Genomic DNA, 19,098 nt, shown 5'->3' on the forward strand with positions numbered 1-19,098 from the left:
GCCCCCATGATCGCGGGCGGGCGGCCCCGGCGGCAACGGGAATCTACAGGCTCACGCCCACCGTGACCGGCTCGTTGACCAGCGTGATGCCGAAGGCCTCGCGCACCCCGGCGACGACCTCGCGGGCGAGCGCCAGGAGGTCCTCGGTGGTCGCGTCACCGCGGTTGGTGAGGGCGAGGGTGTGCTTGGTGGAGATTCGGGCGGGGCCGTCGCCGTAGCCCTTGGTGAAGCCGGCCTTGTCGATCAGCCAGGCCGCGGAGGTCTTGGTGCGGCCCGGCCCGGCCGGGTACGCCGGGGCCTCGACGCCCTCACCGAGCCGCTCCCGCACCCGGGCGCGGAACGCCTCGAACGCCCCGTCCTCAAGGATGGGGTTGGTGAAGAAGGAACCCGCCGACCAGGTGTCGTGGTCCTCGGGGTCGAGGACCATGCCCTTGCCCGCGCGGAGCTTCAGCACCGTCTCGCGGGCGGTGTCCAGCGGTACCCGCTCCCCCGGCGCGACACCGAGGACGCGGGCGGTCTCGGCGTACCGGACGGGACCGGACAGGCCCCCGGCGTCCTCGAGCGCGAAACGCACGCGCAGCACGACGTAGCGCTCGGGGTCGGACTTGAAGCGGCTGTGGCGGTACGAGAAGGCGCAGTCCTCGGTGCCCAGCGTCACGGTCTCCCGGGCCCGGCGGTCGTAGGCGACGACCTCGGTGATGGTGGCGGAGACCTCCTGGCCGTACGCCCCGACGTTCTGGATCGGGGTGGCGCCCGCCGAGCCGGGGATGCCGGCCAGGCACTCGACACCGGCCAGCCCCGCCTCGACGGTGCGGGCGACGGCGTCGGTCCACACCTCTCCGGCCGCCAGCTCCAGCCGCGTGCCGTCCAGGCGGAAGCCGCGGGTGGCGATGACGAGGGCGGTGCCGTCGAAGCCCTTGTCGCCGATGACCAGGTTGGATCCGCCGCCGATGATCAGCAGCGGGGTGCCGGTGTCGTCGGCGTCGCGGACGACGGCGATCACCTCGTCGTCGGTCGTCGCGGTGACCAGCCGGGTCGCGGGGCCGCCCAGCCGGAAGGTGGTCAGCGGGGCGAGGGGGGCGTCTTGGAGTTCCTGCACGGGCTCAAGAGTACGAGACGGCGCCCTCGGCCCCGCTTCCCCGGCCGGTCCGGGTCAGGCCAGCCGGACGACCGCGCGCGACATGCCCAGGACCTTCTGTCCGTCGTGCGTCGCGGTGAGGTCCACCCGGACCGTGTGGTCGTCGAGCTTGGCGGCGACCTTGCCGCTGACCTCGATGGCCGTGCCCTTGTCGTCGTTGGGGACGACGACGGGGCGGGTGAAGCGGACGCCGTAGTCGACGACCGCGCCCGGGTCGCCCACCCAGTCGGTCACCACGCGGATCGCCTCGGCCATGGTGAACATGCCGTGCGCGATGACGTCGGGGAGACCGACCTCCTTGGCGAACTTCTCGTTCCAGTGGATGGGGTTGAAGTCGCCGGAGGCGCCCGCGTACCGGACGAGGGTGGCGCGGGTCACGGGGAACGTCTGCGCGGGCAGTTCGGTGCCGACCTCGACGTCGGCGTAGGAGATCTTCGCCGTCATGGTGTGTTCACGCCTCCTCGGCCGCGCGGGCCACGAGCTTGGTCCAGGCGGTCACGACGTGTTCGCCGGCCTGGTCGTGGACCTCGCCGCGGATGTCCAGCACCTCGTTGCCGGCCATCGACCTGATCTTCTCGATGGTCGAGGTCACGCTCAGCCGGTCACCGGCGCGCACCGGGCGCCGGTACTCGAACCTCTGGTCGCCGTGCACGACCCGGCTGTAGTCGAGACCGAGCCGCGGGTCGGCGACGACCTCCTGGGCCGCCTTGAAGGTGATCGCGAACACGAAGGTCGGCGGGGCGATCACATCGGGGTGACCGAGCGCCTTGGCCGCCTCCGCGTCCGTGTACGCCGGGTTGGCGTCCCCCACGGCCTCGGCGAACTCACGGATCTTCTCCCGGCCCACCTCGTAGGGCTCGGTGGGCGGGTAGCTCCGCCCCACGAAGGACTGGTCGAGCGCCATGCGCGCGGCACCTCCTGTATCTGACTGAAACGACACGAGGCCGCCCCCCGAGTGGGGGGACGGCCTCGTGTACGAGCCTGTTTTATCGCGTCTCGCGGTGCGCGGTGTGCGCATTGCAACGCGGGCAGTGCTTCTTCATCTCAAGACGGTCCGGGTTGTTACGCCGGTTCTTCTTGGTGATGTAGTTCCGCTCCTTGCACTCCACGCAGGCCAGCGTGATCTTCGGGCGGACGTCGGTGGCAGCCACGTGAGTGCTCCTTGACGAACGGATGGACTGTATTAACGCAAGAAGAGTAGCCGATCGAAGGACCGACCCCGCAATCGGCTACTGTCAGTAGCGGTGACCGGACTTGAACCGGTGACACAGCGATTATGAGCCGCTTGCTCTACCGACTGAGCTACACCGCTTTGATGCGATCGGGACCCGCCTCGCGACGGGAACCTCACTCACCAGAGCCCCAAAACGGAATCGAACCGTTGACCTTCTCCTTACCATGGAGACGCTCTGCCGACTGAGCTATTGGGGCGAGCGATGAAGACATTACACGGTCCGCCGCCGTTCGCCCAAATCCGTTTCGGGCCCCCTGTCCCGTCATGAGGGGACCGCGCGGCGGCGTCCGGGGGCTGCCCGTCCACGTGGCGCTCACGCCCCGGGGGACCACGCCGGTACGACTATTGCGCTCCTCCCGGCGAGCGGCGGGCGGCCATCCTAGGCTCGACTCACTCTGCGTGATCTTGTCTCCGCGTGAGGTGCTTCCCCGTGCACGGCCCGAGCCCCAGGAGCGCGATGCCCGAAAGCCAGCCGCAGCCACCGTCCGGCCCCTGGCCGTCGCTCCCCGGCCCGGGTGCGGCCGACCCGGCCCCGGTCCTGCTGTGCGGCGCACGGCTCACCGACGGGCGCACCGTGGACGTGCGGCTGGGGGGCGGGCGCATCGAGGCGGTCGGTACGGCCGGCAGCCTGGCGGCGGACGGCACGCGCGCGTGCGTCACACGCGTGGACCTCACCGGCTATCTCCTGCTGCCGGCGCCCGCCGAGCCCCACGCCCACGCGGACACCGCCCTGACCGCGGGCGGCGAGGGCCCCGTTCCGGACGACCCCCAGGACGTGCAGCGCCGTGCCACGGAAGCGGCCCTGCTCCAGCTCGGGCACGGCGCGACGGCGCTGCGGGCGCATGTGCGCGTGGGTGATCTGGCCGGGCTCGGCGCGCTCACGGCCGTCCTGCGGGCGGGGCGTTCGCTGCGCGGGCTGACGGAGCTGACGACGGTGGCGATGCCACGGGTGCTGACCGGGGTGGCCGGGGCGAACGGGCTCGCGGTGCTGCGGGACGCGCTGAAGATGGGAGCGTCCGTGGTGGGCGGCTGCCCGGACCTCGATCCCGATCCCACGGGCTATGTGGAGGCGGTGCTCGAGGTCGCCTCCGAGCACGGCTGCCCCGTGGACCTGCACACGGACGCCGCCGACCCCACCCGGCTCGCCCGGTTCGCGGCCATGGCGGGCGGGCTGCGGCCGGGGGTCGTGCTCGGTCCGTGCGGCGCTCTGGCCGGGCTGCCGGACGACGTGGCCGCGCGGACCGCGGACCGGCTCGCGGCGGCCGGGGTGGCGGTGGTGTGCCTGCCGCAGGGCGGCTGCGGGGCCGCGGACGGCCGGGGCGCGGCCCCGGTACGGCTGCTGCGCTCGGCGGGGGTGCGGGTGGCCGCGGGGAGCGGCGCCCTGCGGGACGTGTCGAATCCGGTGGGCCGCGGCGACCCGCTGGAGGCCGCCTATCTGCTGGCCTCGCACCAGGGCCTGCCCGCGAACGACGCCTACGCCGCGGTGAGCACGTCGGCGCGGGCCGCTCTGGGGCTGCCCGAGGTGCGGGTGGAGGCGGGTTTCCCGGCCGAACTGCTGGCCGTCCGCGGGGACGGGCTGCCGGGCGCGCTGTCCCTGGCGTACAGCCGCATCGTGGTGCACGGGGGGCGGGTGGTGGCGCGGACGAGCGCGGTACGGGAGTACCGCGATTCGACGGGTGCGGTGGGACCCGGGCTGCCCCGGCAGGGGCGGGGACCCGCGTAGCGGCGGCGGACGGTGCCGCCCCGGCGTACGGTCGGAAGCATGCGCATTGTCATCGCTGGTGGTCATGGTCAGATCGCGCTGCGGCTGGAGCGGCTGCTCGCCGCGCGCGGGGACGAGGTGGCGGGCATCATCCGCAAACCCGAACAGGCCGACGAACTGCGGCAGCTGGGCGCCGAACCGGTCGTGCTGGACCTGGAGTCCGCGTCGGTGGAGGAGGTCGCACAGTGCCTGGAGGGCGCGGACGCCGCCGTGTTCGCGGCGGGCGCCGGCCCGGGAAGCGGGGTGGACCGCAAGGAAACGGTGGACAAGGCGGCGGCGATCCTCTTCGCCGACGCGGCCGTCCGCGCGGGCGTACGGCGTTTCGTGATCGTGTCGTCCATGGGCGCGGACCCGGCGCACGAGGGCGACGAGGTCTTCGACGTGTATCTGCGCGCCAAGGGCGAGGCGGACGCGTACATCCGCAGTCTGGACGCCCTGGACTGGACGATCCTGCGTCCCGGTCAGCTCACCGACGACGCCGGCACCGGACTGGTCCGCCTGGAGGCGCACACGGGCCGCGGCCCGGTCCCGCGCGACGACGTGGCCGCCGTGCTGGCGGAACTGGTGGACACCCCGGCGACGGCGGGGCTGACCCTGGAACTCATCAGCGGGTCCGCCCCGGTGTCGGTCGCCGTCAAGTCGGTGGCGGGCAACTGAGCACCGCCGGACGCCGGAAGAAGGAACGCTAGAAGAGCGGCATCTGCCCGGGGAAGTCCGGCACCACGTGCCCGTCCAGCGACGGCTGCTCCGCACCGAGCGGGGCCCGCCTGCGCGACCCGGGACACGACGTCAGCTCCCCGCTCCCCCGGGCACCGGGCGGGTCGTGCCGCGCATACCGCCCGGCGACCACGGCGATCTCACGACGGCACTCGGGACACGGACGACGACGCGACGGCATACGGCCAGTCTGCCCCGCCCCTGCCCCGACGCACACGAAGAGACCCCCTCCGGACCGCAGTCCGAAGGGGGTCTTCCCCAGTTGTGGCGGCGCCAGGATTCGAACCTGGGAAGGCTGAGCCGGCAGATTTACAGCGGGCCGCCTCTACGGGCGCTGACCAGCGCTTTTGTCGCCTGACCGCCCGCCGGGGGGACGCATGGGGGAATCACCCGTTCATCAGCGCGCGCCGGCGTCACCGAACCGCCACCCGGGGAGGGCAGCAAGCGCCCGCGCTCTGGCCTCCACAACGGCCATGCGCGCTTCCCGCTCCCCCGCGTGAACGTGCGCCGCTTGACCAGTCACCTGCCCCGGCCACTTCCGGTAGAGAAGCCCCGCGTCCGCGTGGAACCAACCACGGCTGACCGCGTTCAAGGCGAGCAGCAGACCCGTGTCTTCCGAGGCTGGTAGAGCCATCCACCCGCCGAGGGCGAGCAGCAGTTCCCGCCGCATGCACAACGTGGCCGGGTGAACCTGCGCCCGGTAGTCGTGAGCCTTCCAGTGGCTCAGTACGGCGCCGATCTCGATCGGTCCTGCGGGCGGGTCCTGGTCGAAGCCCACGGTGCTGCCGTCGGGCAGGAGATCGAGAACGCGCGACGTGACCCACCCGATGCCACCGTCCGCAAGGGCCGCGATGTCCCGCGCGAGAGTGCCCGGGGTGAGCATGTCGTCCGCGTCCAACACCTTGACGTACTCGCCGCGCGCTCGGGCCAGACCCATGGTGCGAGCCATGGCCGCTCGGCCGGCACGCCCCTGGTCGAAGCTCACTCGGTCATCTTGAGGCACGAACGGCGCTACCGCGTCCGTCTCGCCGTCTTCCTGAACGACCCACTGCCAGTCCCACCCGTTCGGGAGTTCCTGTTCCATAAGCGACTTGTAGGCGTCGGGCAGGTACTCAGCCCCGGGGGCATGCACTGCGGTGACGACCGTGATGATGCGAGTCACGGCTCACCACCTGTCCAGCGGAGTCGTGAACTCCAGCTCGGTTCGGTCTCCCGGCAACGTCACGTCAGCTACCTCCACAACCCGCCCGTCGATATCAACGCATGTCTTCCGAAGCACGATGACCGCTACACCTGCGGTCAGGCCCAACTCTTCGGATTCTTCGAACGTGGGCGGGCGGGCCGTGATCCGCTCGGTGATTCGGTCCACCTCGACTCCGACGCTGTGAAGCTGGTTAAGAGTGCCTCCGGGCCACGGCTCGTTGTCCGCATCGAGCAAGGCCGCATTGGCCGCTGCCATGTCGTAGAGCAGTCGGGACCGCGAGACGTTGAACGGCACTTCTTCCTCGCGGTATCGGGTGCGGTACACGCGTTCCAGTAGACGCGTCCCGACCGGCACGCCGAACACTTCTGCCAGATCCTCGTCAGCCTCCGTCTCGCTGAACACGGCACTGAAAACGAGATCGGAGACGGTCAAGCCTGTGTCGTGTTCCGTCGCGCCGGTCTGCTGACGCTCATCGAGCGACTGCCGGGCCCGGTCCTTCTCCCACTGGTGACGCTCGTTGGTGCGGGTCACCAGTCTGCGTGGCTTGCGCACCACGTTGCCACGTCCGTGTCGCTTCTCGACGAGTCCTTCCGCCTGCAACACGCCGAGCGCTTGGCGCACAGTCGGCAGGCTCTTCCGGTACTCGTCTACAAGCTTCGTTTCGGCGGGCAGACGCTCGCCCGACCTGTACTCACCTGCGCGGATGCGCTGCCGGAGATCGTCGGCAATGCGCTCGTATGCCTTGGCCATGCGGTGGTCACCGTCCCTGTCTATGGAGCCATCCCAGCATAAGTCCTCATGAGGTGTTGACGACTTCCCCACGGTCGGCCATAGTCATGGGCAACTCCTAAAGAGGAGTTGAGGACAGGAAGTCATGAGGTTTCTTCCTGCCCTGCTTCGCTGCGTCCCGTCCCGGGGTGCGCGGAACGGCCCCGCCGGTCCCGCTTACACGCGGTCCGTGCGGCAGGGGAGACGTCAAAGTCCGTCGTCTTCACGGATCGATCGGTGTCATCGGCTAAGCCGCTGGTCTGTCCCTCGGGCGTAGACCCAGGGACCGGATCACGGGGATCCCGGTGATTGGGCTGCACCCGGTCCATGACACCCGCGAGGGATGGGAGCGCCGTTCAGCGAGTGACGACTGAACGGCACGGCAATGACGCGCCGTCGATGGGAGGCGGAGCAAGGCGCGTTCGGAGCCGCGAGAGATCGAGTCGATTCGCTGAGATGACAGGGGGTTCGGTGTGAACCGTCGACATACCTGGGGTGCTGCTGGAGGCCGGACCGGTCGGCGGCACCCGTTCTGCATCCCGGTCCGTGCCCTGGTTCCGCAGCGCCCTGTCGCTGCGGCCGGCTGCCTCTCCCGCCCGTCCGGCCCGCTCTGCGTGGGTCGTACGGGCGGGAGCGCGGGGAGTCGAAGGGGCTCCGCACGAGCGCGCCGCCCGGAGGTGCAACTCCGGACGGCGCATTACAGGCACCTGTGTAGGAGGCACCTGTGTTTACCAGTCTGACAGACGCGGAGCGCGCTGAGCTGGAGAGGCGGAACGCGGAGCGCAACAAGGGCAGTCAGGACAGTGCCCGGATGCAGGGGCGCCGTTGATGGTCGGCAGCGAGCACGAGAAGACGAAGGAACCGCTGCCTCAGCGTCCGCGCGGTCCGCACCCCTACCTCGTGGGGAGGGCGGCGTGATGGGCCTGCCCTCGGATTCCTTCCTGGTCATCGTCCAGCACGACGCGAGGTGACCGAACGCTGAACCAGCCCCGGCCCCGGCGTGATGCCGTCGGATCGAATCCGGCCCGGGGCACGCACCGATCCCCGACCTTCAACGACCGGAGAGTGCCATGGCCACACAGATCCCGGACCGGGCCGCCGCCATCAAGGCCGCCGCAGACGCGGTCAACGCCCACGCGAGCACGCCGGGCGCCGCGACCTTCCACAACATGCACAAGGCCGTCCAGGCCGCGCAGAACCTCGGAGCCTCGCTCACCGACATCCGCGACGCTCGCTGACCCCACCGCCCCGATGGTCGCAGGCCGGGTTCGACTCCCGGCCGGGGCACTCTCCCCCACCGCTCCCACGCGGTGGGAGCAGCAAGACCCGCACCCCGCGCATTCTCAGCGCCCTGGTGCGCCCGGTCCGCTCCGGGGAGTCCACAGACCGGTGCACCGCCGGTCTCCCGCGATCGACGACACATCGTCAGGAGTCCGCATGTTCGGCAACAAGGCGCAGCAGTCGACCGACCTGACCAGCCCGGAGAACGTCAAGAAGGGCCAGCAGGTCTACGACCGCATCGTCTCCGGCCAGTGCAAGGACGTCACGGCGGAGCTGAACGCCGCCTACGGCCGCAAGCCCGAGCGCGGCTGACCACACCCGACCACAACGGCGAGCGGTCCCCGGGATGCCCCCCGGGGACCGCGTTCGGGCCGTACCAACCTGTGAGAGGAACCACGACCCATGGACCATATTGTCACTGTTCAGGACGCCGTTACCGCGTTCGCCGACTTCATGGAGCCGACGGATGCGGAACTGGACGCGATCGAGCGGGAGATGCCCGTCATCCTGGCGGACGTCGACCTGTTGGACGCGCACATCGTCACGCTGGACCGCACGCCGTCGGAGCTGGACGTCCGGCGGATCCGCCGGGCGCGGCGCCGTGCGCTGGCCGCGCGGGTCGCGCTGCTCAACCGCAGCGCCGGCGCGAGCCTTCCCGGGGGTGCCGCGTGAGCGCCGACCGGAACCTGATCGCCGCGCACGCTGAGGTGAAGGCGGAGATCACGCGCACGGACAGCAAGACGGCGCTGTTGCTGGCGTTCGTCGGCGCGGTCCTCGCCGGAGCCTGGACCGTCGCCCGCGACCTGCCGATGAACCGGCCTGCCGTCGTCGTGGGCGTGGCCGGTCTGGCGCTGCTGGTCGCGGCCGCCGGTCTGCTGCTGCGGTCGGTCCGCCCCAACCTCAATGGTGGGCACGGCTTCCCCGTGTGGGCGACGCTCACCCCGGAGGAGATCAGCGAGGCTGTCTCGACCGATCTGGCCGCCGACATCGCCGGACTGTCCCGGCTGGCCGTCGTGAAGTTCACCTGCCTGCGGCGGGCGGTCGACCTCACCCGCGCCGGCGGCGCCCTGCTCATCCTCGCTGCCCTGCTCACCGCCGGGGGTGCGGCATGAGGACGCTGACCGCGCAGATGTCGCAGATGCGGGGCGAGGGCCGGGCGTGGCGCCTGTACGTCGTTGTGTACGGCGAGACCGAGTGGCCCACCTACCGGTGGAAGGCCTGCGGGCCGGTGCCGACGGTGGCGGAGCGCCGGCGCGCGTTGGCCGCCCTCGGCTACGAGGTGGCCCCGGGTGCGGTGTGGTCGTGGACGGAGGACAGCCGCGACCCCGACGACGACTCCAGCCCGGTCCTGCTGATCGCGGCCGTCACGGTGCGCGGTCGGGACGGGGGTGCGGCATGAGGGCCAAGACCGTGCTGCCGGCCGTCGCGATGACGGCCGTGTCGATGGTGCTCACCCTCGCGGTGGTGGTGATGTGGCTGGGCACCGCGGTGCCGTGGCCGGTCGCTCTGGTCGTCGGTCTTGGGATCGACGGGGGATGGCTGGCCACCCTCGCCTATGAACGCCGGCTCGCTGCCCAGGGTGACCACAACCGGGCCGTGACCGCCGTCGGCTGGTCCTTCGGCGCCCTCGCTGCCGGTGTCCTCATCGCCCACGCGCTCACGGCGGAGGAGTCGGCCGGGGCGTGGCTGGCGGTGGCGTGGCTGCCGATCGCGGCCAAAGCCCTGTGGCTCGTGCACGGCCTGTGGGAGCAAACGGCGCTCACCCCGGCCGCGTTGGATGCGATCCGCGGGATTCAGCAGGAGGCGCGGGATGAGGCGGCCGTGGCCCGTGCCCGGTTGCGGGCGGAGGCGGCCACGGAGGAGACGCGGTTGACGGCCGTCACGGAGGCCGGGGCGCGCGTCGCACGCGTCCAGGCCAAGACCGCACAGACGCTCTCGTCGGCGTGGTCGACGCTGGAGACGGCCCGCGCGGGCGAGGAGACCGGCAGGGCGCTGACCAGCGTGACGAGCCGCGTCACACCCGGTGTCACGCCCCGGTGGGAGCTGCCGGTGTGGGGGCCGTCCGAGTCGCTCACGTCCCGCTCGCTGGAGGCCGCACCCGGGCTCACCGATGAGGCGCTGGACGCGCTTGTCGACGAGATCCGCCGCAGCGAGACGCCGGCTCTGTCGTACCGGGAGATGGCCGCCCGGTTCCGGGCCGCCGGGCACTCCGCATCCGAGGTACGCCTTAGGGCCGCGTGGAAGCGCGTCGCGTGATGGGGACGCTGCCGGTGTACCGGTGGCGCCTCGCCCCGGACGGTTACGCCACCCGCCGCCAGTTGCGCGCGTTGGGCCTGCGGCCCGGGGGTCAGGACGTGGCCGCGCAGCTCGAACGCCCCCGCCGCCGGCGCGGCCCGCTGGTCGCCTACCTCTACCGCGTCGACCTCGCGGTGCCGGTCCGGCCGATGACGCCGGCCCGCCGGGCGGCGCTCGCGAAGGCCAACGCCGCGCGCCGCACCTGTCCTGCCTGCCGGCGTGATGCCGGATACGTCATCCCCGCCGCGCTGGGCACGTGCGTGCCCTGCGCCTACCCCGACCCGCACGGGCCGGAAGGGAGCACCCATGAGCAAGGCTGACCTGCGCCGCCTGGACCGCGAAATCCGGTTGACCAGCAAGAAGCTGGAGGCGGTGCGGCGGGGTGAGTTGTGGCCGCTGACCGGCCGCGAGCGCCGCGCCATGCTGCGCGCCGCCGCGAGCGGCACCTACCGCACCGCACGGGGCCGCAGCACCGGCCGCGCCGAGCAGCAGATCGAGTCCACCAGCAACGCCGCCGAGATGCGGCTCACGGCCGAGCTGAACGCCCTGCACGCCGAGCGGCAGCGACTCATCACCGAGGCCGCCCGCGCCAAGGCCGCCAAGCGGTCCTCCGGCTGGTGGTGACCAGCCCATTTCAGTACCGGGGTGGCCGCCTCCCTGCACGGACCCGGCCACCCCGGCTCTCCCTCACTCCCGCCCCCGCCAAGGGGGCAGTCAGGAGACCTCCCAGCATGTCTGAGAACGTCGTTCACCTCCACAAGCACACCGACCCGACCGCCGAACCGGCGACCGCCGACACGGCGACGGTGACCACGCTGACCGTGGTGCCGGACGCGCCGCCCGCGCGGCCGGTGCCGCTGTGGGTGCGCTCCGGCCGCGCCGTGAAGACCGCTGTCACGCACGAGCGGACCCGGGCCGGCGTGCGCGCCGCCGCCCGGCACGGCCTCTACACGGTCAACGGCGGCAGGATCGTGGCCCGCCGGGCGTGGGACGGCCGTACCGGGTCGCGCTACGAGCGGATGATCCGTGCGGCGGAGGCCGCGGGGAACTTGGAAGCCGCGGAGGAGTGGGAGGAGCGCTTGCAGCGCTTCCGCGCTGCTCGCCACCACCGCCGCATGGACCTGCTCCACTCGCCCGTGGACGCCGCCAAGGGCGTAGCCGTGGGCGCGGGTATGGGCGTGGGTGTGCTGGTCGCCCTCGGGGTGGTCCTGGCCATCAGCAGCGGTCAGGCCACGGATGTCATCACCCCGTTGTCCGCGACCATCGACTTCATCGCGCTGCTGATCCGGATCGTTCAGGTGGTGTGGGGCCCGGCCGTGACGATCGGCCCGTTCTTGGCGCTGCTGGCCCTGTGGTCGGTCGGCCGCAAGCAGCACGCCGCACCCGCGTGGGCCCTGCCCGCGAACGTCCGCAACGGCGAGGGGGAGCCGATCACCCCGTCCATCGTGGTCAAGGCCCTGCGCGACCTCGGAGTACCCGCCCTCGCGCGAGCCATCAAGGAGATGGGCGACGCCGGCGCGTCCATGCTCGGGCCGATCACCATCGCCGGATGCGGTGTCGAGGTTGACGTGACGTTGCCGTCCGGGGTGTCGACGATCGAGGTACAGAACCGGCGCCGCAAGCTCGCCGAGAACCTCACCCGGCACGAGCACGAGGTGTTCATCACCATCCCGACCGCCGCCCGCACCGTGCGACTGTGGATCGCCGACAGTGGCGCGCTGGACGAGCCGATCGGCCCGTCCCCGCTGGTCACCGACGAGACGATGACCGCCGACTACGCCAAGGGCAAAGCCCCCTGGGGTCAGGACCTGCGCGGGGATGCCGCCGCCCTGTCCCTCTACCAGCGCCACCTTCTCATCACCGGGTTGTCCAACCAGGGCAAGACCGTGGCCCTGCGCTCGCTGGCCCTGTGGCTGTCGCTGGACCGTTCGGTCGAGTTCCTGATTGGCGACCTCAAGGGCGTCGGTGACTGGGCCATGTTCGACGGGCTCGCCACCACGCTGATCCAGGGGCCGACGGATGAGCACGTGATCCAGGTGACCGAGATGGTTGAGGGTGCGGTGGATGAGATGAACCGCCGGATTCAGGCGCCGCCCGGCACCACCTTCCCGGCGCTGATCGTGCTGGTCGACGAGGCACAGATGGCGTTCATGTGTCCGGCCAAGGACGCCGACAAGCGCCCGTACGGGGGTTCCAAGGCGAACTCTCGGTACTTCATGGCCGTGCGGAAGATCCACAATCAGGGGCGTGCGGTGAATGTGCTGATGTGGCAGGGCACGCAGGACCCGACCAACGAGAACCTGCCCAAGCTGGTCCGCGAGGGTGCCCACACCCGCGCCTCGCTCGCCCTGGGCACCGAGTCGCAGGCCCGCATGGCGCTGGGGGACAAGGCTGTCGACGGAGGCGCCGCCCCGAACCTGCTCCGGCCCGGTCTGGACCGGGGCACGCTGGTCGTCGCCTCCGACGGCATCGCCATCCCGGCCGGCCAGTCGTCCATCACGGTGCGCACGCACTACATCAACGACGACGCCGCCACCGCGATCACCGACCGGGCCAAGGCGATGCGCGACGGAGTGACCACCCTGCACGCCATCGAGCGGAGCGAGGATCACGACCCGCTCACCGACATCGCCACCGTCATCGGCGACGCACCCCGCGTGCGCACCAAGGACGTCCTCGCACGGCTCGCCGCACGCAACCCGGGCGCGTACGGCGGCTGGTCGTTCATCGACCTCAAGCGCGTCCTGGACGACGCCGACGCATCGCCCTACAAGTCCGACGGCGTGATGGTCGTCTCCCGCGACCGCGTGGCCCGCGCCCTCGCCAACCGCGACGGAGAAGGTTCCGCTTCCGCCGAATGACGGCAGGGAGCGACCCCCGGACGGGTCAGGGAGACAGGGAGAACTCCCTGAACCCCTCCCTGACCCGCCTCCCTGGCCCTGACCTGCACAGATGATCATTCAGGGAGTCAGGGAGGCCCGCAGGTCACACCCCCGAAACACCCCTCCACACGGCACCCCGAAGAGGGTGCCTCCGCCTCCCTGGCCATCGGCCGGAAGGGATTCCGCATGTTCTCGCGCACCGTCCGAAAGCTCCTCCAGACCATCGCCCAGAACGACACCGGCGATGGGGTCCTGTTCGTCTCCGCTCCCTATGGCCGCTGGCAGATGGCGGGGTCCACCTACACCGTCAACGACTGCACCTTCCACCCCTTGGCCGCCAACGCCTTCATCGACATCGGCGACGGTCGCACCGACCCGGTGAAGGTGACCGCGGCCGGCCGTGCCTACCTGGCTGGAGGCGCCAAGTGAACGAGCCCACCTCCTACCACCGGTCCATGCCCGTCGAAGTCCACCAGCCAATCCCGCTCCCGCCCGCCGTGCCCGCCGCGACGCCGGTCGTGCCCGTGCAGCCGAACGCCGTTCCGGCGGTGGCGAGCATCGTCCTCCCGGACGGCCGCATCGTCACCGGCTACGCCATCGAGCACCCCCAGCCTGCCCCGGTCACGGCCAAGCCGGCCGTCTCCCGCACCGCGGTGAACGTCGCCCTCGGAGGCGTCGGGTTCCTCGCAGTGTGCGGCGGACTGCTGCTGCTCACCTCGTTCATCGCCGCCCTGACCGCGTTCATCGGTCAGCTCATCATCCTCGCCGCCGTCATCTTCGGCGGGTGGATCGCCGTCCAGGTCCTCAGCACGAGCAGCCACAAGGGCGGCACCACCGTCAACATCCGTCGGGCCGTGATCAAGCGCAACCACTTCCACAGCTAGCTACGCCAAGGGCGACCGCCCCTCTCGCCAAAGATGCGCGGTCGCCCTTGTCACCCAGCACCCTGCAACAGGACTGGAGACCTCCAGCATGACCCAAGACCCCCGATCCGCGCTGCTGCATGCAGCACTGGACGCCGCAGCGCGCGGCTGGCACGTCTTCCCGCTGCGTCCCGGGACTAAGCGGCCCGCCCTGCACGGCGAGAAGACGTGCACCCGCACCGGGCCGTGCGCGAGCGGGCATCGGAAGTGGGAGCAGCGTGCCACCACCGACCCCGGCCGCATCCGCGCCGCGTGGTCACAGGCGCCGTTCAACGTCGGGATCGCTACCGGCCCCTCAAGGCTGGTCGTGGTCGACCTGGACGTGCCCAAGGACAAGGGCAGTTCGGACGCGCCTGACGGCGCGGCAACCTTCGCAGCGCTCTGCGAGCGCGCCGGCCACCCCGTCCCTGACACCTACCGGACCCGGACCGCGAGCGGCGGGACACACCTGTACTTCACCGCCCCGCCCGGCATGCGGCTGACCAACACGGCAGGCAGCATCGCCGCGTTGGTCGACACCCGCGCGCATGGCGGCTACGTCGTCGCAGCGGGCAGCATCACCCCCGCCGGGCGGTACGAAGCTCTGTGCGCCCCTGTGGCCGCCGCTCCGCCCGGATGGCTGCTGAGCATCCTCCGACCGACCCCCAAGCCCGCACACGCGCCCACAAGGACCGTGGTGGGGCAATCCCGCCGATACGCGGATGTAGCGCTCGCCAACGAGACCCGGAACGTCGCCACCGCCGCCGACGGGACCCGTAACGCCACGCTGCTGCGGGCCGCCCGCGCCCTGGGACGGCTGATCGCGTCCGGCGACCTCCCCCGCCCCCAGGTTGAGCAGGCTCTTAGAGAGGCGGCGGCCGGCAACGCCACACAGTCGCAGCGCTACTACGACGACGTGATCCGGCGGGGCCTGGACTGGTCCATCGCCCACAACCCGACCCGCGGGCGTGCGGCATGACCACCCCTCCCCCTCCTAAGAGCCTCACCGGCACCCCGACCGGCCCGCGCGACGCCGAACCGGGCAGCGGCCGACCGACCGTGGGCGAGCCGAAAGGCGCCGCCCGCAAGGGCGTCCCTTCTGCTGTTCGCCCTGACCCGGGCCAGAGCGACGGACGGTTCCCCGTGGCGTGGCTGCACATCAGCGCGCCCAAGGGCGCCGTGCCCACCGCGACCTCACGCTGCCTGTACGGCCGTGACCGCAGCGCCGTCGGACACCGCCGCGTGCTCGCCCTGATCACCGACCACGAAGCGCACCGCACCACCTGCCCGCTCCGCACCGCCCAGGAAGGGAGGCACGCGGCATGACCGAGCCCACCGCCACCGAGGAACTGCCACCGCCGTCCAACCCCCTGGCCGTTGCCCGCCGCCTCCTGCCCGACTGGCAGACCGAGGACGGACAGCTTGTGTGCCGACGCTGGCGGGCATCGTGGATGCGCTGGAACGGCGCTTGCTGGCGCGAGACGGACGAAGCCCAGATCCGCGCCGCCATGTACACCCGACTTGAGCACACGGTCTTCCAGACCCCCGGCAAGGACGGACAGCCCGAGGAACGCGACTGGGCACCGACCAAGCAGAAGATCGGCAACCTGCTTGACGCCCTCGGGGCCATCACCCTGCTGCCCACCGACACCGACGCCCCCGCCTGGATCGACGACCAGGGTGACACCGGGCAGGACCACGGCCCCATCGTGGCCTGTGCCAACGGGTTGCTACGCATCCGGGACCGGGCCCTCCTGCCGCACGGCCCCGGGTTCTTCAACCTGGTCTCCGTGCCGTTCGCCTACGACCCCGACGCCACCGCGCCCACCTGGGAACGGTTCCTCGCGCAGGTCTGGCCCGAGGACCCCGAAGCCATCGCCGCGCTTCAGGAATGGTTCGGCTACGTCCTGTCCGGCCGCACCGACCAACAGAAGATCCTGCTCATCGTCGGGCCGTCCCGGTCCGGCAAGGGCACCATCGCCCGAGTGCTCAAAGAGCTGGTCGGACGAGAGAACCTTGCCGGTCCCACCCTCGCCGGACTGGGCACGAACTTTGGCCTGTCCACCCTGGTCGGCAAGCCCCTTGCGGTGATCTCCGACGCCCGCCTGTCCGGCAACGACAACAGTCAGGTCGTCGAGCGGCTGCTCACCATCTCCGGCGAAGACACCATCGACATCGACCGCAAATACCGCGCGGTCTGGACTGGCAAGCTACCCACCCGGCTTGTCGTCCTGTCCAACGAACTACCGCACTTCGGCGACTCCTCCGGCGTCATCGCAAGGCGGTTCATCCTCCTCAGCATGCGCACGTCGTGGCTGGGCAAGGAAGACCCCACCCTCTTCGACCGGCTCACCGCCGAGATGCCCGGCATCTTGAACTGGGCACTGGAAGGACTCGCCCGCCTCCAGAGCAACGGCCGGATCACCGAACCCCCCTCCAGCCGCGAAGCCATGACCACCATGCAGGACACCGCCTCACCCACCAGCGCGTTCATCCGCGAACGCTGCACCACCGGACCCACCTGCTCCGTGCCCGTGGAAGCGCTGTGGACGGCCTGGCGGGACTGGGCCGAGGACAACGGCGTACGCCCCGGCACCAAGCAGGTCTTTGGCCGCAACCTGCTCTCCGTCATCCCCCAACTCAGCCGCTCCCGGCCCCGCGACGCCTACGGCCGCCAGGTGATCACCTACAGCGGGATCACACTGAAGCTGTCCGAACCACATTTGCCTGAGTCGCGACTCACCGCGTCTCAAGACCCCTCTGAGAGCCGCTGAGTGCCGCTGAGTGCCGCTGAGTCGCGACTCAGAGGAATGTGGTTCCAACTCACCCCGACCGCTCCGCCCTTCGCTGAGGAGTGCCATGGCCCGCCCCAAGATGCTCAAGCTCCCCGAAGTCCTCGAAGAGATCGAGATGAGCCGCGCCGCCTTCTACCGCATGCGCGCCCGCGGCAAGGCCCCCAAGCTCATCAAGCTCCCCAACGGGCATATCCGCTGCCGTCGCACCGACCTTGACGCCTGGTGGGCGTCCATCGAAGACGCAGCCTGACCATCACCGCACAAGAAACGAGGGGCCCGCTTCTGGCGGGCCCCTCTGGAGTTCCCATGGCACTGACCTACGACGTTCGTCTGTACTCCATCGAGATCCGCAAGGAGCGGCCCAAGCCCTACCGTGTGCGGTGGCTGGTAGGGACGCGGAAGCACTCCAAGAGCTACACGCTCAAAGTTCAGGCTGAAGGGCGCCGGTCCGAACTCATGGCCGCCGTGCGACGCGGTGATCAGTTCGACGAGGAGACAGGGCTCCCCGTCTCCGAGCTGCGCGCCAAGCTGGGCTCCATCACCTGGTACGACCACAGCCGCGCATACGTCGATCGCAAGTGGGCGTTGGCGCCGGCCAAGTCCCGGAAGAACTACGCCGACGCGTTGGCGACCATCACCCCCGCCCTCGTGAAGACGCGAACGGGGATGCCGGACGCCGCCCTCATACGGCGTGCGCTCTACGGGTGGGCGTACAACCGGAACCGTTGGGGCGAGACTCCCCCGGACGACGTGGCCCGTGCCCTCTCCTGGGTCGCCAAGCACTCGTTGCCCGTGTCTGCTCTGGAGGACCCCGCGACCGTACGTCTGGCGCTTGACGCGCTCTCCCTGCGACTCGATGGCAAGGAGGCGGCGCCACGGACCGCGAAGCGTAAGCGGGCCTGCCTGAGCGACGTTCTCGGGCTCGCCGTGGAAGAGCAGTACTTCACCATGCCGGTGAACCCGATCAATGCCGTGAAGTGGACCGCGCCCAAGTCGGTGGAAGAGGTCGACCCCGAGAGCGTCGCCAACCCGCGGCAGGTCCGCGCGCTGCTGGCGGGAGTGCGCGAGCAGGGACCACGCGGGCGGCACCTGGAAGCCTTCTTCGGGTGCTTGTACTACGCGGCTATGCGGCCAGCCGAGGCCGCCGCGCTGCGCGCGAGCCAATGCCACCTCCCGGAAACGGGGTGGGGGACGCTCACCCTGCGACAGGGGATCGTCCGGGCCGGACGGAGCTGGACCAACGACGGAACGGCGCATGAGGCACGTCACCTCAAGGCCCGCGCCAAGAACGACTCCCGTCCGGTCCCTATCCCGCCCCACTTCGTCCGGCTGCTGCGCGAGCACATCGCCTCTCAGGGCACGGCGCCCGACGGTCGGCTCTTCCGGACGAACCGGGGCGGTCTGCTGCAAGAGACCGGCTACGGCGAGGTCTGGGCCAAAGCCCGGAAAGACGTGCTGAGCGACGCTGAGACGGCCTCGCTGCTGGCCCGCCGCCCGTACGACCTCCGACACGCCGGAGTCTCGTTCTGGCTCAGCTCCGGAGTGGACGCGATGGAATGCGCGCGTCGGGCAGGCCACAGCATCGCCGTGCTGCACAAGGTGTACGCCAAGGTTCTCGACCAGACGCGAGAGCACGCGAACAGCCGGATCGATGCGGCCCTGAAGGAGTGGAACGAACCGGAGTGATCACGCTCACCCTCGGGGGACACCTGGGGGACACGCACTGATCGAGGGTGGGATACGGGCGGTACGAGGTGAGACACGCCCACGCCGCGCGCGCCGGAAATCGAACGGGATACTGCATGAAGAAACCTCCTCTGACCAGTGCTGTTCACTGGTCAGAGGAGGTTTCCCTCAGCGTGGCGGCGCCAGGATTCGAACCTGGGAAGGCTGAGCCGGCAGATTTACAGTCTGCTCCCTTTGGCCGCTCGGGCACACCGCCGGGGTTGCCGCCTTGTACCGCCTTGCGGCGGTGCTCCGTGGCAACGACGTAAACAATACCCGATGGGCAGGGGTGCTTCGCCACCCGATTGATCGCCGCCCGGGGGCCGGCGGGTGACTAGGCTGGCCCGGATGCGGTCCGGGGCCGATGCCGTGCTCGGGGGCCGTCCATCCATGCC

General features: G+C 70.8%; 25 protein-coding genes and 3 tRNA genes. 18 read left to right on the forward strand and 10 right to left on the reverse strand.

Features of this window, described 5'->3' with window-relative positions:
* Nucleotides 1-43 precede the first annotated feature (43 nt).
* The 6 genes from AC5L3C_RS15050 to AC5L3C_RS15075 all read right to left on the reverse strand — a co-directional run bounded on the left by AC5L3C_RS15050 (nucleotide 44) and on the right by AC5L3C_RS15075 (nucleotide 2,569).
* Nucleotides 44-1,099 (reverse strand): UDP-N-acetylmuramate dehydrogenase, encoded by a 1,056-nt coding sequence (locus AC5L3C_RS15050; RefSeq protein ID WP_493649421.1) that lies wholly within the window; start codon nucleotides 1,097-1,099, stop codon nucleotides 44-46.
* Nucleotides 1,100-1,153: 54 nt separating this feature from the next.
* The gene (locus AC5L3C_RS15055; protein ID WP_493649422.1) at nucleotides 1,154-1,582 is read right to left on the reverse strand and encodes a MaoC family dehydratase; all 429 of its coding nucleotides are present in this window, start codon (nucleotides 1,580-1,582) and stop codon (nucleotides 1,154-1,156) included.
* 7 nt (nucleotides 1,583-1,589) lie between these two features.
* Nucleotides 1,590-2,042 (reverse strand): FAS1-like dehydratase domain-containing protein, encoded by a 453-nt coding sequence (locus AC5L3C_RS15060; RefSeq protein WP_493649423.1) that lies wholly within the window; start codon nucleotides 2,040-2,042, stop codon nucleotides 1,590-1,592.
* A gap of 82 nt (nucleotides 2,043-2,124) precedes the next feature.
* A complete protein-coding gene (gene rpmG, locus AC5L3C_RS15065) occupies nucleotides 2,125-2,289 on the reverse strand; it encodes a 50S ribosomal protein L33 (protein ID WP_003948671.1) in 165 nt (54 codons plus the stop codon).
* Nucleotides 2,290-2,377: 88 nt separating this feature from the next.
* Nucleotides 2,378-2,450 (reverse strand) — tRNA-Met (locus tag AC5L3C_RS15070).
* A 46-nt stretch (nucleotides 2,451-2,496) separates the two neighbouring features.
* A tRNA-Thr gene (locus AC5L3C_RS15075) sits at nucleotides 2,497-2,569 on the reverse strand.
* Nucleotides 2,570-2,829: 260 nt separating this feature from the next.
* Here AC5L3C_RS15075 and AC5L3C_RS15080 point away from each other — a divergent pair.
* Together AC5L3C_RS15080 and AC5L3C_RS15085 are read left to right on the forward strand one after the other, a co-directional pair.
* Nucleotides 2,830-4,095, forward strand: a complete 1,266-nt coding sequence (locus AC5L3C_RS15080; protein WP_493649424.1) for an amidohydrolase family protein — start codon at nucleotides 2,830-2,832, stop codon at nucleotides 4,093-4,095.
* A gap of 39 nt (nucleotides 4,096-4,134) precedes the next feature.
* On the forward strand, nucleotides 4,135-4,791 hold the full coding sequence (locus AC5L3C_RS15085; RefSeq protein ID WP_493649425.1) for an SDR family oxidoreductase: 657 nt from the start codon (nucleotides 4,135-4,137) through the stop codon (nucleotides 4,789-4,791).
* Nucleotides 4,792-4,819: 28 nt separating this feature from the next.
* Here AC5L3C_RS15085 and AC5L3C_RS15090 read toward each other — a convergent pair whose 3' ends face one another.
* The 3 genes from AC5L3C_RS15090 to AC5L3C_RS15100 form a co-directional block, all read right to left on the reverse strand.
* Nucleotides 4,820-5,032 carry a hypothetical protein gene (locus AC5L3C_RS15090; protein WP_493649426.1) on the reverse strand — a complete coding sequence of 71 codons (213 nt, stop codon included), beginning with the start codon at nucleotides 5,030-5,032 and terminating at the stop codon, nucleotides 4,820-4,822.
* A gap of 216 nt (nucleotides 5,033-5,248) precedes the next feature.
* A complete protein-coding gene (locus tag AC5L3C_RS15095; RefSeq protein ID WP_493649427.1) occupies nucleotides 5,249-6,013 on the reverse strand; it encodes a glycosyltransferase family 2 protein in 765 nt (254 codons plus the stop codon).
* A 3-nt stretch (nucleotides 6,014-6,016) separates the two neighbouring features.
* Complete coding sequence (locus AC5L3C_RS15100; protein ID WP_493649428.1) at nucleotides 6,017-6,805, reverse strand: GntR family transcriptional regulator; 789 nt, start codon at nucleotides 6,803-6,805, stop codon at nucleotides 6,017-6,019.
* A 1,088-nt stretch (nucleotides 6,806-7,893) separates the two neighbouring features.
* Between AC5L3C_RS15100 and AC5L3C_RS15105 the strand changes: the two genes are divergently transcribed.
* The 16 genes from AC5L3C_RS15105 (at nucleotide 7,894) to AC5L3C_RS15180 (ending at nucleotide 18,664) form a co-directional block, all read left to right on the forward strand.
* Complete coding sequence (locus AC5L3C_RS15105; protein ID WP_493649429.1) at nucleotides 7,894-8,061, forward strand: hypothetical protein; 168 nt, start codon at nucleotides 7,894-7,896, stop codon at nucleotides 8,059-8,061.
* A gap of 199 nt (nucleotides 8,062-8,260) precedes the next feature.
* On the forward strand, nucleotides 8,261-8,416 hold the full coding sequence (locus AC5L3C_RS15110; protein WP_493649430.1) for a hypothetical protein: 156 nt from the start codon (nucleotides 8,261-8,263) through the stop codon (nucleotides 8,414-8,416).
* Nucleotides 8,417-8,506: 90 nt separating this feature from the next.
* On the forward strand, nucleotides 8,507-8,776 hold the full coding sequence (locus AC5L3C_RS15115; protein WP_493649431.1) for a DUF6284 family protein: 270 nt from the start codon (nucleotides 8,507-8,509) through the stop codon (nucleotides 8,774-8,776).
* On the forward strand, nucleotides 8,773-9,216 hold the full coding sequence (locus tag AC5L3C_RS15120; protein WP_493649432.1) for a Pycsar system effector family protein: 444 nt from the start codon (nucleotides 8,773-8,775) through the stop codon (nucleotides 9,214-9,216). The genes AC5L3C_RS15115 and AC5L3C_RS15120 overlap by 4 nt, the downstream gene beginning before the upstream one ends.
* Nucleotides 9,213-9,503 carry a DUF6303 family protein gene (locus AC5L3C_RS15125; RefSeq protein WP_493649433.1) on the forward strand — a complete coding sequence of 97 codons (291 nt, stop codon included), beginning with the start codon at nucleotides 9,213-9,215 and terminating at the stop codon, nucleotides 9,501-9,503. The genes AC5L3C_RS15120 and AC5L3C_RS15125 overlap by 4 nt, the downstream gene beginning before the upstream one ends.
* Nucleotides 9,500-10,360: a protein spdB gene (locus AC5L3C_RS15130; RefSeq protein ID WP_493649434.1), complete on the forward strand. Its 861-nt coding sequence runs from the start codon at nucleotides 9,500-9,502 to the stop codon at nucleotides 10,358-10,360. Before AC5L3C_RS15125 ends, AC5L3C_RS15130 begins: the two co-directional genes overlap by 4 nt.
* A complete protein-coding gene (locus AC5L3C_RS15135; RefSeq protein ID WP_493653887.1) occupies nucleotides 10,360-10,719 on the forward strand; it encodes an RRQRL motif-containing zinc-binding protein in 360 nt (119 codons plus the stop codon). Before AC5L3C_RS15130 ends, AC5L3C_RS15135 begins: the two co-directional genes overlap by 1 nt.
* Nucleotides 10,706-11,023 (forward strand): hypothetical protein, encoded by a 318-nt coding sequence (locus AC5L3C_RS15140; RefSeq protein ID WP_493649435.1) that lies wholly within the window; start codon nucleotides 10,706-10,708, stop codon nucleotides 11,021-11,023. Before AC5L3C_RS15135 ends, AC5L3C_RS15140 begins: the two co-directional genes overlap by 14 nt.
* A gap of 107 nt (nucleotides 11,024-11,130) precedes the next feature.
* The gene (locus AC5L3C_RS15145; protein WP_493649436.1) at nucleotides 11,131-13,260 is read left to right on the forward strand and encodes a P-loop NTPase family protein; all 2,130 of its coding nucleotides are present in this window, start codon (nucleotides 11,131-11,133) and stop codon (nucleotides 13,258-13,260) included.
* A gap of 207 nt (nucleotides 13,261-13,467) precedes the next feature.
* On the forward strand, nucleotides 13,468-13,710 hold the full coding sequence (locus tag AC5L3C_RS15150; protein ID WP_493649437.1) for a hypothetical protein: 243 nt from the start codon (nucleotides 13,468-13,470) through the stop codon (nucleotides 13,708-13,710).
* 26 nt (nucleotides 13,711-13,736) lie between these two features.
* Entirely contained in the window at nucleotides 13,737-14,165 is a 429-nt protein-coding gene (locus AC5L3C_RS15155; RefSeq protein ID WP_493653888.1) for a hypothetical protein, read from the forward strand.
* An 88-nt stretch (nucleotides 14,166-14,253) separates the two neighbouring features.
* Nucleotides 14,254-15,162: a bifunctional DNA primase/polymerase gene (locus AC5L3C_RS15160; protein ID WP_493649438.1), complete on the forward strand. Its 909-nt coding sequence runs from the start codon at nucleotides 14,254-14,256 to the stop codon at nucleotides 15,160-15,162.
* Entirely contained in the window at nucleotides 15,159-15,509 is a 351-nt protein-coding gene (locus tag AC5L3C_RS15165) for a hypothetical protein (RefSeq protein ID WP_493649439.1), read from the forward strand. Before AC5L3C_RS15160 ends, AC5L3C_RS15165 begins: the two co-directional genes overlap by 4 nt.
* Nucleotides 15,506-16,957, forward strand: coding sequence for a DNA primase family protein (locus AC5L3C_RS15170; RefSeq protein WP_493649440.1), 1,452 nt, complete (start codon nucleotides 15,506-15,508; stop codon nucleotides 16,955-16,957). Before AC5L3C_RS15165 ends, AC5L3C_RS15170 begins: the two co-directional genes overlap by 4 nt.
* 85 nt (nucleotides 16,958-17,042) lie before the next feature.
* A complete protein-coding gene (locus AC5L3C_RS15175; RefSeq protein ID WP_164251159.1) occupies nucleotides 17,043-17,228 on the forward strand; it encodes a helix-turn-helix transcriptional regulator in 186 nt (61 codons plus the stop codon).
* A gap of 56 nt (nucleotides 17,229-17,284) precedes the next feature.
* Nucleotides 17,285-18,664, forward strand: a complete 1,380-nt coding sequence (locus AC5L3C_RS15180) for a tyrosine-type recombinase/integrase (protein WP_493649441.1) — start codon at nucleotides 17,285-17,287, stop codon at nucleotides 18,662-18,664.
* A 174-nt stretch (nucleotides 18,665-18,838) separates the two neighbouring features.
* On the opposite strand, the gene AC5L3C_RS15185 is transcribed toward AC5L3C_RS15180, so the two are convergent.
* Nucleotides 18,839-18,920: transfer RNA gene (locus AC5L3C_RS15185), tRNA-Tyr, on the reverse strand.
* Nucleotides 18,921-19,098 lie beyond the last annotated feature (178 nt).

This window comes from Streptomyces speibonae, from assembly GCF_984686075.1.